Source organism: Candidatus Mycolicibacterium alkanivorans, from assembly GCF_022760805.1.
Classification (GTDB): domain Bacteria; phylum Actinomycetota; class Actinomycetes; order Mycobacteriales; family Mycobacteriaceae; genus Mycobacterium; species Mycobacterium alkanivorans.
Genome location: NZ_JAIVFL010000001.1, coordinates 1,149,285 through 1,161,748, shown reverse-complemented (window position 1 = coordinate 1,161,748; position 12,464 = coordinate 1,149,285). Strand labels below are relative to the sequence as shown.

The 12,464-nt window shown below is 67.2% G+C and carries 14 protein-coding genes; 1 reads left to right on the top strand and 13 read right to left on the bottom strand.

The features are described from left to right. Positions 1 to 15: 15 nt before the first annotated feature. A complete protein-coding gene (rfbF, locus tag K9U37_RS05695) occupies positions 16 to 801 on the bottom strand; it encodes a glucose-1-phosphate cytidylyltransferase (protein WP_243070882.1) in 786 nt (261 codons plus the stop codon). Positions 802 to 870: 69 nt separating this feature from the next. Then, on the bottom strand, positions 871 to 1,653 hold the full coding sequence (locus K9U37_RS05690; protein ID WP_243073241.1) for a glycosyltransferase family 2 protein: 783 nt from the start codon (positions 1,651 to 1,653) through the stop codon (positions 871 to 873). Positions 1,654 to 2,431: 778 nt separating this feature from the next. Here K9U37_RS05690 and K9U37_RS05685 point away from each other — a divergent pair. Next, positions 2,432 to 2,806, top strand: coding sequence for a hypothetical protein (locus K9U37_RS05685; protein WP_243073487.1), 375 nt, complete (start codon positions 2,432 to 2,434; stop codon positions 2,804 to 2,806). Here K9U37_RS05685 and K9U37_RS05680 read toward each other — a convergent pair. The 11 genes from K9U37_RS05680 to ftsH form a co-directional block, all read right to left on the bottom strand. After that, positions 2,790 to 3,605: a type III pantothenate kinase gene (locus K9U37_RS05680; RefSeq protein ID WP_243070881.1), complete on the bottom strand. Its 816-nt coding sequence runs from the start codon at positions 3,603 to 3,605 to the stop codon at positions 2,790 to 2,792. The genes K9U37_RS05685 and K9U37_RS05680 overlap by 17 nt on opposite strands. A gap of 2 nt (positions 3,606 to 3,607) precedes the next feature. Beyond that, on the bottom strand, positions 3,608 to 4,024 hold the full coding sequence (gene panD, locus K9U37_RS05675; protein WP_243070880.1) for an aspartate 1-decarboxylase: 417 nt from the start codon (positions 4,022 to 4,024) through the stop codon (positions 3,608 to 3,610). Beyond that, the gene (panC, locus tag K9U37_RS05670; protein WP_243070879.1) at positions 4,024 to 4,956 is read right to left on the bottom strand and encodes a pantoate--beta-alanine ligase; all 933 of its coding nucleotides are present in this window, start codon (positions 4,954 to 4,956) and stop codon (positions 4,024 to 4,026) included. Before panC ends, panD begins: the two co-directional genes overlap by 1 nt. After that, complete coding sequence (locus K9U37_RS05665) at positions 4,953 to 5,891, bottom strand: Rossmann-like and DUF2520 domain-containing protein (protein WP_243070878.1); 939 nt, start codon at positions 5,889 to 5,891, stop codon at positions 4,953 to 4,955. The genes panC and K9U37_RS05665 overlap by 4 nt, the downstream gene beginning before the upstream one ends. 107 nt (positions 5,892 to 5,998) lie before the next feature. After that, positions 5,999 to 7,096, bottom strand: a complete 1,098-nt coding sequence (locus tag K9U37_RS05660; RefSeq protein ID WP_243070877.1) for a DUF6779 domain-containing protein — start codon at positions 7,094 to 7,096, stop codon at positions 5,999 to 6,001. 63 nt (positions 7,097 to 7,159) lie between these two features. Beyond that, a complete protein-coding gene (locus K9U37_RS05655) occupies positions 7,160 to 7,636 on the bottom strand; it encodes a DUF3180 domain-containing protein (RefSeq protein WP_243070876.1) in 477 nt (158 codons plus the stop codon). Continuing rightward, a complete protein-coding gene (gene folK / locus K9U37_RS05650) occupies positions 7,636 to 8,184 on the bottom strand; it encodes a 2-amino-4-hydroxy-6-hydroxymethyldihydropteridine diphosphokinase (protein WP_243070875.1) in 549 nt (182 codons plus the stop codon). Before folK ends, K9U37_RS05655 begins: the two co-directional genes overlap by 1 nt. Further along, positions 8,181 to 8,582, bottom strand: coding sequence for a dihydroneopterin aldolase (gene folB / locus K9U37_RS05645; RefSeq protein WP_243070874.1), 402 nt, complete (start codon positions 8,580 to 8,582; stop codon positions 8,181 to 8,183). The genes folK and folB overlap by 4 nt, the downstream gene beginning before the upstream one ends. Beyond that, a complete protein-coding gene (gene folP, locus K9U37_RS05640) occupies positions 8,575 to 9,378 on the bottom strand; it encodes a dihydropteroate synthase (RefSeq protein ID WP_252394284.1) in 804 nt (267 codons plus the stop codon). The genes folB and folP overlap by 8 nt, the downstream gene beginning before the upstream one ends. A gap of 20 nt (positions 9,379 to 9,398) precedes the next feature. Next, complete coding sequence (gene folE, locus K9U37_RS05635) at positions 9,399 to 10,001, bottom strand: GTP cyclohydrolase I FolE (protein WP_243070872.1); 603 nt, start codon at positions 9,999 to 10,001, stop codon at positions 9,399 to 9,401. 18 nt (positions 10,002 to 10,019) lie between these two features. Continuing rightward, the gene (ftsH, locus tag K9U37_RS05630) at positions 10,020 to 12,323 is read right to left on the bottom strand and encodes an ATP-dependent zinc metalloprotease FtsH (RefSeq protein WP_243070871.1); all 2,304 of its coding nucleotides are present in this window, start codon (positions 12,321 to 12,323) and stop codon (positions 10,020 to 10,022) included. Between the last annotated feature and the right edge of the window lie 141 nt (positions 12,324 to 12,464).

Below are 12,464 nucleotides of genomic sequence, written 5' to 3'. Positions count from 1 at the left end.
GGTATTCAAGGGTTTTCACGCAGCCTCGTCCCAGATCTTCCACGGAGCTTTGTCGTTCTCCCAGAGCTCGTTGAGGTAGATCTTGTCCCACAGTGTGTCCATTCCCCGCCAGAAGCCGTCGTGCTGATACGCCGACAGTTCACCGTCGGCTGCGAGTCGCTGCAGCGGCGCCTGCTCGAACACGGTGTCGTCGCCTTCGATGTAGTCGAGCAATGACGGCGAGGCCACGAAGAACCCGCCACTCACCCAGCCGCCATCCCCGGTCGGCTTCTCCAGGAAGGAGACTTTGTCAACGCCGCCATCGTCGAATTGCAGCTTGCCGTAACGCGCCGGCGGCTGGACGGCCGTGACGGTCGCAATTGAGCCCGAACTGCGGTGGAAGTCAATCACTTTGCGGACATCGAGGTCGGTCACGCCGTCGCCATACGTAAACGAAAACGTGTCGTCGCCGATGTGTTTCTTGGCGCGGAGCAGCCGCCCACCGGTCATGGTGTCGGCACCCGTATCCAGTAGGGTCACCGTCCACGGCTCCGTCTTCGACTCAAGAGTCTGGACCGCGTCGGTGGCCAGGTTGATCGTCAAATCCGAGCTGTGCAAGAAGTAATTGGCGAAATATTCCTTGATCATGTAGCCCTTGTACCCGAGGAGCACGACGAAATCCGTGACCCCGGCGGCAGCATAAATCTTCATGATGTGCCAGAGGATCGGCTTGCCGCCGATCTCGACCATCGGTTTCGGTCGGCTTTCCGACTCTTCGCTAATTCGTGTGCCCCGCCCACCGGCGAGAATTACGGCTTTCATCGACGCCCCTTAACTGGTGATGGCAATCTTGATGCGGCTTATGCCGATTGCAGAATGGCGACGGTGCCGTCACGACCCGGTCGGCGCCAGGGACGCCGGCCGCGCGCCCGAAACGCGTCGGTTCGCCAGAGCCTCCAGAACGTTCCCCGAGCGGTGACCCTTCAACACCGTGCGCAGCACCCTCATGCCGTCACGAACCGCACGCAGGTTCGACTTCCCGTGTCGCCGAGGAAGTTCCAGACTGGGAACCTCGGCTACCCGCAGGCCTGCCTGCATGGCGCGCACGGTCATCTCAGCCTCGATCTCGAAGCCAGTTGCCGACAATTGGAGCAGCTCCAGGTAGCGACGATGAAACGCGCAGAATCCGTAGCAGAGATCGGTCAGGTCGGAGTCATAGACCGAGTTGAACACTGTCAGCAAAAACCAATTGCCCAGCCGACGGAACGGGGTGATGTCCAACGAGCCTCCGCCCCCGATGAACCGTGACCCTTTGACGAAGTCGTAACCGTTGGAAAGGAAGTGCACGTAGTGGCGGATCTCTTGGGGCGCCATGCTGCCGTCGGCGTCCATCATCACGATGAGATCGCCCTTGGCGGCCAAGAAGCCCGTCCGCAGCGCACTCCCCTTACCCGGGCCGTCCTGCGACACCACCCTGATGTCGGGCCGATAGCTGCGAGCGGTGATCAGCGTTGCATCGGTTGAATCTCCGTCGACGAGAATGATCTCGTCGACGTCGTCTGCGATCTGTTCGAGTACCCACGCGATGTTACGGGCCTCGTTTCTGACCGGGATGACTAGGCTCACAGTCTGGCTGGGCGCTGTGGTACGCATCCGCGTGTGCGACTGGCCCATGTACCGCAATGGATTCGGCGCGTGCTCTTCGACCGCCATGTCAGTTTCTGCGGGTGATGAGACATCGCCCGTTTCGTTTACCCCCAAAGGATGGGTCATGATCCAACCCCAAATCTCTTTCAGCTGTACGTTTTTAGGTTCTGTCACCGGGTCAGCCGATGCTGACGCTCAGCAATTCACACGCTGCCGGCCACAGGCTCGAAGCCTCGAGCACTCGTATCGACACCACGCAAGCTTTATGCGTGCCACGGGCCAAAGCGGCTCGGTGCAACACATCCGCACCAGCCCAATTTGGCCCTCAGAACGACGATCTGTCGCGCTTTTCGCAAATCTACGCTGATTAGCTACTGCCCCATTGCTTCAGTTGCGACGGGCGGAACGCTACCAGCGGTTGGACACGCCCGCAATAGATCTGCCGACCCCAAATCGATTTGTAAACATCTAGGGCATCTAAGTGGTGTGCCAGTGCAAACCGATATGCCACTGTGTCCTGTCCAACCCCGCAAGCTGGGTAAAACGCCCATAACTAAACCCACATTTGGCTGTGTAATTTTGGCGGCCGGGTGACCGGATTCACCGCCTGCTCACCTGCGTAAACCGGGTGTTGCGGCCACCACACATACAGTCAGAAGCCTCGCCGTACAACGAGTGCGACACGCAAGCGAGCAAACATCTGTCCCTCCGGCGATTTCCCAAGAGTTAACTTGTTATCCCCGGGTTGTAACAGACTTCCCCGAGTTCACTGTTTCCCGAAGGCGAGACTGGACCTACCTGACGCATGGACAGCGCGAACCCGGTAGATGGCGAGCAGCCGGTTGACCCGGCGCCCAGACCGATCCGTCGGACGTTTACCGCGCAGTACCGCAACCGGATCCTCGATGAATACCTCGCAGCTCCGCACGGCGAGAAAGGCGCGGCGTTGCGCCGCGGGGGTCTGTACCAGTCCCAGATGCGGGACTGGGCCCGAGCCAGGGAAGCGGCCGGCTCGACCCGCAACAACCGAAAGTCCTTGCCTGCCAGTGGTCCCGAAATGGCCGACTACGTCGCCATGCAGCTCAACACCCGGCCCCGCAAAACACTGGGCGTTGAAACACCGGCCGAAACCCTCGACGAATTACTTATGTCGGCGGATGAACTCACCGGGCGGACTTGATCCGGCCGCGCTGGTTGTCGCGGTTGCGCTCGTAGACCATTCGCAGCCCGTCGAGGGTGAGGTGCTGATCGTAGTGCTGCACGGTGTGCAGATCGGGCAGCATCAGCGGGGCGGAGTGACCGGTGGCGACCACAGTCACATCGGAGCCGGCGAACCCGTCGACATCCTCGCGGATCCTGTTCACCAATCCGTCTACCAGGCCGGCGAATCCGAACAGCGCACCTGCCTGCATGCACTCCACGGTGTTCTTGCCGACCACCGAGCGTGGCCGGGTGAGTTCGACGCGGCGCAGCGCCGCGGAGCGGGCCGCGGCCGCGTCGGAGGAGACCTGAACACCCGGAGCGATTGCGCCACCGAGGAATTCGCCCTTGGCGGAGACGACATCGACACAGATCGAGGATCCGAAGTCCACCACGATGGCCGGCGAGGAGAACTTGGCGTAGGCAGCCAGGCAGTTCACGATGCGGTCGGCACCGACCTCTTTGGGGTTGTCGACGAGCAATGGGATCCCGGTGCGAACACCCGGCTCGATGAGCACGTGCGGGACCGAGGGCCAGTACTGCTCGAGCATCAACCGGACCTCGTGCAGCACCGAGGGAACCGTCGAAAGGCCGGTGGCGCCGGTCAGCCGTTCGGAGTCGTCGCCGATGAGCCCTTCGATGGTCAGCGCGAGTTCGTCGGCGGTGACCTCGGATTCGGTGCGGATACGCCACTGCTGCACGACTTTTGCGTGATTACCCGACCCGGAGATCAGACCCACCACAGTGTGGGTGTTACGGACGTCGATTGCCAGCAGCACGGTTACCGCACAATCCGCGGGTCGAGCAGGCCGGCGGCGTCGTCGGGGACGCGGGCCGGGTCGTCGCCGAGATCGATCTGCCGGTTGTCGGCGTCGACGAACACCACCCGCGGGCGGTACCGGCGCGCCTCCGCGTCGTCCATCGCGCCGTAGGCGATCAGGATCACCAGGTCACCCGGGTGGACCAGATGCGCTGCGGCTCCATTGATCCCGATGACGCCCGAGCCTCGCTGTCCGGTGATCGCGTACGTCACCAGCCGGTTGCCGTTGTCGATGTCGACGATCGTGACCTGCTCGCCCTCGACCAGGTCCGCCGCCTCCATCAGGTCGGCATCGATGGTCACCGAGCCGACGTAGTGCAGGTCGGCATGCGTCACCGTCGCACGATGGATCTTGGACTTCAGCATCGTCCGCAACATCAGTTTCTCCAGGTTATGTCGTGATGGTCGCCGCGGCCGACGCCCGGCGGGGCCTCATTGGTGGACAGGTCGACGGCGATGTTGTCCAGCAGACGGGTACCGCCCAGGCGTGCTGCGATCAGCATGCGAGCCGGGCCGTACGACGGAGCCGGCTCCAATTGCGGACCCCGTACCTCGAGGTAGTCCACCTCGATGGCAGGCACCTCGTCGAGGACGGCGCGAGCTGCGTCGAGAGCGGGCCCGGGCCCCCCGGATGCGGCGTACATGCCGGCCAGCAGTGCCGAGGACAACGCGCAGGCCTGCTCACGATCCTCGGGGTTCAAATAGCGGTTGCGCGACGACATCGCCAGCCCGTCGGACTCGCGCACCGTCGGCACGCCGACGATCCGCACGTCGACGTTGAGGTCGGCCACCATCTGACGGATCAGAACCAACTGCTGGTAATCCTTTTCACCGAAGAACGCCCGGTCCGGCCGGACGATCTGCAGCAACTTCAGCACCACGGTCAGCATGCCGGCGAAATGGGTTGGGCGGGAAGCGCCTTCGAGTTCAGACCCCAACGGTCCGGGGTGCACGGTGGTCCGGAAGCCGTCAGGGTGCATCGCCGAGGCGGTCGGGGTGAACACCACCTCGACGCCCTCGCCGCGCAGCAGCTCGAGATCGGCGTCCAGGGTGCGCGGGTAGGCATCGAGGTCCTCGTTGGCCCCGAACTGCAGCGGGTTGACGAAGATCGACACCACGACCACCGCACCGGGTGCCCGCTTGGCTGCGCGGACCAACGCCAGGTGACCCTCGTGAAGCGCCCCCATGGTCGGCACGAGCATGACCCTGCGCCCGGTGTGGCGCAACGCCCGCGTGACGTCCGACACCGACTGGGGGGTCGGATAAACGTTGAGCTGTCCGGCGCTGAACTGCGGCGCCGCCTTGCTCACTGTGGCCGTCCTCGGTCGGCCGACCAGTCCGCCAACACCGCAAAGACCTCCTCGGGGGCGTGCGAACGTTGCGCCGTACGCAAAGAGTTCGCGCAATATCCTTGTGCCAGTTCGGAATCCACCTCACCGAGCGCGACCAGGTGGCCGGCGACGGCCGTGGCGTCACCGCGGGCAACCGGCCCGGTGAGCGCCGCCTGCCCACGCTGGAGGGTGTTCTCCAGTGCGGCACGGGCCAGCGGGCCGATGATCCGTTCGGCCAGCCCACCGGGTCCGTCGCCGATGAGTTCCTGGCCCAGAAGTTCCTGACCGGACAGGGCCGCGCGCAGGGCGTCGAGTGCGTCGGCGACCACCGTGACGATGTGGTTGCTGGCATGGGCCAGTGCGGCGTGATAGAGCGTGCGCGCATCCTCGCGGACGCCGAACGGTTCGCCGCCAATCTCCAGCACCAGCGACTGGGCGACGGCGTAGCCGATCTCGTCGGCCGCTGTGATGCCGAAGCAGGTGTCGGCCAGCCGGGCGACGTCCTCGTCGGAGCCGGTGAACGTCATCGCCGGATGAATCGCCAGCGGGATGCACCCCCGTGTGGTCAGCGGAGCCAGGATGCCGATGCCGTTGGCGCCGGAGGTGTGCACCACGATGGTCCCGCGGCGCACGCAGCCCGTCGCCGCCAGGCCGTTGACCAGCCCGGCCAGCTCGACGTCCGGCACCGTCAGGAGCAGCAGCTCGGCACTGTCGGCGACGTCGGGAACCGGCAGCACCGGGGTGTCGGGCAGCCGGCGCTCGGCCAGCCGGCGAGAGGTGTTCGAGATGGCGCTACACGCCACCACCACATGGTCGGCGCGTTCCAGCGCAACGCCCAGCGCAGTGCCGACCCGGCCGGCGGAGATGATGCCCACCTTGAGCCGTGCCGGGCGCAAGCCATTGGGGGTCCCCACGTAGACGACCTCGCTGACGTCGATGAGTGTTTCGTTCCGGTCCTGCTATGCCGGTACCGGACGGTCGGGACAACTTTACCGCCGTGCCGCGCGGCGGCCGGTCCGCCCTAGTCCTCGCGCCTGCGGCGACGGCCACCGCCGCCTGTCCCGTTCGCCTGCAGGCGCGCCAGCAGATCGCCAACGGACTGGCCGCCGGCGTGCAGACCTCCCGAACCCTCGTCCGGCTCTGTCGCGGTCTCCGCGCCGCGATGGCGCGGTGCGGGGGGCGGCGGAGACGGCGGGCTCGTCATGGCCGGCGCGGACTGGCCGTTTCCCGGTGCCTCCACCACGTGGCGGGGCCGCGGGGCAGCCGGCTCGGGCTCGGGCTCGGGCTCGGGCGCCGAGACGGTGACCGGTTGCGGTTCGGGACGCTGTGGTGGCGGCGGCGCGAAAGGTGGCTCGGGTGCCGGCAGGCGTTCGCCGTTCTCCGGATTTTCCAAGGACCGCCGGTGCGAGCCGCGGTAGTCGGTTTCGAGGTACGGCTGGTCCTCGGTGTGACGCCTGCGCGGAGGCGGCGGACCGTACCGCTGCTGCGGCGGCTGCGGCGGAGCCAGTGGTTCCTCGGGGACGTCGATGATCGGGTTCTCCGCGGTGTCGCCGGTGCTGTCCTCCTCGGTGACCGGCGTGATGCGGCTACTTTCGACGCGGCCCGGGGTGGGCGGCATGGTGGCGGTGTCACGGGTCCAGTCGCCGTAGCCGGCGGCCACCCGATCACCCTCGAGCGCCGGGCGATCGCCGAGGTCGGCGTCGAAGAGAATCTCCAGGTTCGCGCGCAACGCCGCCAGCTCGGCGCGCAGGGCGGCCACCTCGTCGGCGGCCTGCGCGCGCAATTCGGACGCCAGCTCGCGACGCAGGTGGGTCTCGACAGACAGCTCGTACTCGCGCCGCGCAGAGATCTCGCGATCCAGCTGCAGGTCGTAGACCAGCTTGAGGTCGCGCGCCCTGGCCGCGTCGACATCGCTTTGCCGGCGGTAGATGACCGACACGAACGCCGCAATCACAGCCGCCCACAGCGAGAGGATGACCGCCAGCTTGAGCAGCTCGACCTCGTTGGTGAACACCAGCGCGGAACTGGCCACGATGGCCAGGACTAGCAACGTCGTCAAGAGCAGCCAACCCGGCCTGCGGCCGCGCCTGTTACGGGCGCCGCGGGACAGAACGGTCATGGGCTGACTGTACCCGCGCGTCGTCGCTGCGCGTGTCGTTGAACTGCGGCGATTCGCAGCGCGTCACTCCGGAGCGGCTTCGCCGTTGTCGGTCGATTCCCCGGGGGACTTGCAGCAGTGCTGCAACCACAGCGCCGCGGCCACCAGGGCCAGCGCGCTGATCGCGGCCACCGCCGCGCCAGGGGTGTCGGCACCAGCCACCCGCAGCTCGACCCGGCGCGGCAAAAGGTACACCAGCACCCCGATCCACCAGCCGAGCATCAGCGCACCAACCCAGGCTGAGGCCTTGGCCACCACGACGCTGCGCGCCACGGCCAGCGGGTGCAGCCGCCCGCCGCCGACGCCGATCTCACCCTCGCGGATCTTGGCCCGCACCGACACCCCCCAAGCGGCCTCGATGGCGGCGACGGCCAGCAGCGAGAGTCCGGTCCACACCGTGATCGGCGGGAAGTAGCGGTAGAGCAGGTGCACCAGCAGGTAGGCCAGGACCGCGACCCCGGCGACCGCGGCCGTCAGGTCGCGTTTGCGTGTGGGTCCCATCAGCCCTCGTGGGCTTCGTAAACGGGAGGGTCGGGAAGGTTCAGCAGCAGGCCGGTCAGCCGGACACCGTCGCGGTCGGCGGGCTCCAGTTCGGCGAGCAGACGCTCGACTGGCCGGCTCTCACCCACCACCGTGAGCGAGGCCTCGGGGTCGACGGCCAGCCAGGGGATCATGACGAACGCCCGCAGATGGGCGAGAGGATGAGGCAGGGTCAGCCCCTCGTCGCGGGAGAACACCTCGGTGTCCCCGTCGTGGCAGCAGACCAGGTCGACGTCGAGGGTGCGCGGCCCCCACTTCTGTCCACGGACCCGGTCGTTGGCCTGCTCGAGCGCATGCGCCCGCCGCAACCAGCCGGGCCCGTCGAGGTTCGGGTCGTCGGCGACGACGATGGCGTTGAGGAACGGGCCCTGCTCGACACCGCCCCACGCGTCGGTCTCGTAGATCGGCGACAGGGCGCGCACCGAGCCGCCGAGCCCGTCGACCGCGGACTGCAGGCGCGCCAGCCGGTCACCGACGTTGGAGCCGATCGAGAGCACCACCCGCGTCATGTGGCACCACCGGCCGGAACGACCTGTCCGCGGCCGCCGCGGCGCGAGCGGCGTGCGGCGACGGCAACGTCGGAGAAGGACAACGGAATCGGGGCCTGCGGCTTGTGCACCACCACTTCGACGGCGTGCACCCGCTGGTCGGTCATGACGTCCTCGGCGATCTCGGCGGCGACGGTCTCGATCAGATTGCACGCCGGGCCGCCCACCACGGCGGCCGCCCGCTGGGCCAGGACTCCGTAGTCGTAGGTGTCGGCGAGGTCGTCGCTGGCGGCTGCATCGGCGAGGTCGATCCACACCGTGATGTCGATGACGAAGTCCTGCCCATCGCGCCGCTCGTGGTCGAAGACGCCGTGGTTGCCGCGCACCGTCAGGCCGCGCAGCTCGATGCGATCAGCCATCGCTGCCCTCCCAGGCCGCAACGACTTTGAGCGCGTCCACACTGGCCTGCACGTCGTGCACCCGGACCCCCCACGCACCGCCCCGCGCGGCCAGTGCCGAGACGACCGCGGTGGCGGTCTCGCGCCCGTCCGGCGGTCGCGGCGTGCCGTCGGCATCGGCCAGCAGAGTGCCGAGAAACCGTTTACGCGACGCCCCGACGAGCACTGGGATGCCGGTGGCGACGAACTGCGGCAACGCATGCAGCAGGGCCCAATTGTGTTGCGCTGTCTTGGCGAAACCCAGACCCGGGTCGATGATCACGTTGGCCTGGTCGACCCCGGCGGCCAGCGCGGCGTCGACGCTGGCGAGCAGTTCGTCGCGCACCTGCCTCACCACGTCGTGGTAGTCCGGCACGGCGTGCGGCTGATCCGCCCCGACCGAGCGCCAGTGCATCATCACCCACGGCACCTTAGCGTCGGCGAGTAGCGGCGCCATCGCCGGATCGGCGCGACCGCCGGAAACGTCGTTGACGATGCTGGCCCCGTTCTCCAGCGCCGCGGCTGCGACGGCGGCATGCATGGTGTCGATGCTGACGGTAATTCCTTGGGCGGCAAGTTCTTTCACGACCGGAAGAACCCTGGTCGTCTCGACTCCCGGATCGACCCGCACGGCGCCGGGGCGGGTGGACTCCCCGCCGACGTCGACGATCGCCGCCCCGAGGGCGGCCAGCCGGACGCCGTGCTCAACCGCACGGACCGGGTCGAGATAGCGCCCACCGTCGGAGAAGGAGTCATCGGTGACGTTGACGACCCCCATCACTTGCACCGGGATGGATTTCACTTGCGCAGAATGAGTTCCAGCGCCTCGGCTCGCGATGCCTTGTCGGTCTTGAACTGTCCGCGCACCGCTGACGTCGTGGTGACGGCACCGGGCTTGCGGACACCGCGCATCGCCATGCAGAGGTGCTCGGCCTCGACCACCACGATGACTCCGCGCGGCTTGAGCTTGCGCACCACCGCGTCGGCGATCTGACCGGTCAGGCGCTCCTGCAGCTGCGGGCGCTTGGCGTAGAGGTCGACCACCCGGGCCAGCTTCGACAGGCCGGTGACCCGGCCGTCCTCACCGGGGATGTAGCCGACGTGCGCGAACCCGTGGAAGGCGACCAGGTGGTGCTCGCAGGTGGAGTACATCGGGATCTGCTTGACCAGAACCAGTTCGTCGTGCTGCTCGTCGAACGTGATCTCCAGGACGGCATCCGGGTCGGTGTACAGGCCGGCGAACATCTCCCGGAACGCGCGTGCGACGCGAGCCGGGGTGTCCTGCAGACCCTGCCGTTCGGGGTTCTCCCCGACCGCCAGCAGTAGTTCCCGGACCGCCGCCTCAGCGCGGGCCTGGTCGAACACCGGAGTCTCGAGTGTGACCGAGGTCGGCTGCGCCATGGAAGCTCCGTTCGTCAATCAACCGTTGGCCGGCGGGATGGGCCGGCCGCCGTCGTCACCGGCATCATCCTGCGGCGCAGGTGCGGACGGAGTATGTCTGGGCGCGGGGTAGGGCTGATACGGCGGGTACGGCTGCTGTCCCTGTTGCTGCGGCGGTGCCCAGTCGGGCGGTGGCGGCGGGTACCAGTAGCCACCGTGCTGCTGGTTGGGCGGCGGCCAGCCGGGAGCGTGCCAACCGGCGGGCACACCGTAGTCGGGCTGGTTGCTGGGCTGCTGGTACTGCGGGCCGGCTGCGTGCGCGCCGTTGCCGTTGCCGCCGTTGGGCTGCTGCGGCTGGGCGGCGGCACTGGCCTGGGCGATCGCCTTCTTGAAGGCCGGCTCCGGCATCGGCTTGGGCCAGGGCTCGCCGCGCTCGATGGCCAGCTCGCCCGGGGTCTTGATCGGCGGCTTGTCCGACGGGATGCGTCCACCGAAGTCGTCGAACACCGTCAGTCGCGGCCGCTTCTTGACGTCGCCGAAGATCGCCTCCAACTCGGCGCGGTGCAGGGTTTCCTTCTCCAGCAGCTCGCCGGCGAGCACGTCGAGCACGTCGCGGTACTCGGTGAGGATGGCCCACGCCTCGGTGTGGGCGGCCTCGATGAGCTTGCGCACCTCGTCGTCGATGTCGCGGGCCACCTCGTGGCTGTAGTCGGACTGGGTGCCCATCGTGCGGCCCAGGAACGGGTCGCCGTGCTCGGTGCCGTACTTGACCGCCCCGAGTTTGGAGCTCATGCCGTACTCGGTGACCATCGCACGCGCGATCTTGGTGGCCTGGTCGATGTCGGACACCGCGCCGGTGGTCGGCTCGCGGAACACCAGTTCCTCGGCGGCGCGGCCGCCCATCGCGAACACCAGCCGGGCGATCATCTCCGAGCGGGTCATCAGGCCCTTGTCGTCCTCGGGCACCGAGACGGCGTGCCCGCCGGTGCGCCCGCGGGCCAGGATGGTGACCTTGTAGATCGGCTCGATGTCGGGCATCGCCCAGGCCGCCAGGGTGTGGCCACCCTCGTGGTAGGCGGTGATCTTCTTCTCCGTCTCGCTGATCACCCGGCCCTTGCGGCGGGGGCCGCCGATCACGCGGTCGACGGCCTCCTCGAGCGCGGCGCTGGTGATCACGGTGCCGTTCTCGCGGGCGGTCAGCAGGGCGGCCTCGTTGATGACGTTGGCCAAGTCGGCGCCCGACATGCCGACGGTGCGCTTGGCCAGCCCGTCAAGGTCGGCGTCGGGGGCCATCGGCTTGCCCTGGGAGTGCACCCGCAACACGGCCTTGCGGCCGGCCAGGTCGGGATTGGATACCGGGATCTGGCGGTCGAAGCGGCCCGGCCGCAGCAGAGCGGGATCCAGGATGTCGGGGCGGTTGGTGGCCGCGATCAGGATGACGCCCTGGCGGTCGCCGAAGCCGTCCATCTCGACGAGCAACTGGTTGAGGGTCTGCTCACGCTCGTCGTGACCACCGCCCAGGCCGGCGCCGCGCTGGCGGCCGACGGCGTCGATCTCGTCGACGAAGATGATGCAGGGTGCGTTCTGCTTGGCCTGCTCGAACAGGTCGCGCACCCGGGATGCGCCGACGCCGACGAACATCTCGACGAAGTCCGATCCCGAGATCGTGAAGAACGGCACCCCGGCCTCGCCGGCGACGGCGCGGGCCAGCAGGGTCTTGCCGGTACCGGGTGGGCCGTAGAGCAGCACGCCCTTGGGAATCTTGGCGCCGAGTGCCTGGTAGCGCGACGGGTTCTGCAGGAAGTCCTTGATCTCGTAAAGCTCTTCGACCGCCTCGTCGACGCCGGCGACGTCGGCGAAGGTGGTCTTGGGCATGTCCTTGCCCAACTGCTTGGCCCGCGACTTGCCGAAGCCGAAGCCCATCCGGCCACCGGTTTGCATGCGGGAGAACAGCACGAACAGGCCGACCAGCAGGAGGAGCGGCAGCATGTAGACCAGCAGGGAGCCCAGGATGCTGCCCTGGTTGACCACGGTGTTGGTCTTGACGTTCTTGGCGTTCAGGGCATCGAACAGGTTGACCGCGTACCCGGTCGGGTACTTGGTGATGACCTTGTTCGAGTCCTCGGTGTCGCTGTTGGCGCTCTTGAGCTCGAGGCGCAACTGCTGTTCGCGGTCGTCGATCTGGGCGCTCTTGACGTTGTCGGCCTTGATCTGGGCCATCGCCACCGAGGTGTCGACGGGTTTGAAGCCGCGGGTGTCGTCACTGAAATAAAAGAACGACCAGCCGAGCAGCAACACGACGGCCACCACCGTCAATGTGCGGATCACGTTTTTCCGGTTCATCTACATCGGCCGTCGTCGGCCCGGTCCTTCCGATATGCGCAGCTGGAATAGTTCAGGCTACCGCGAGACCAACGTGCGGAAGTGGCCTGATGGTTTCCGTCAGCGTTTGGTTCTCGTTCGCTGTGCGGTGAAACGCCCCTT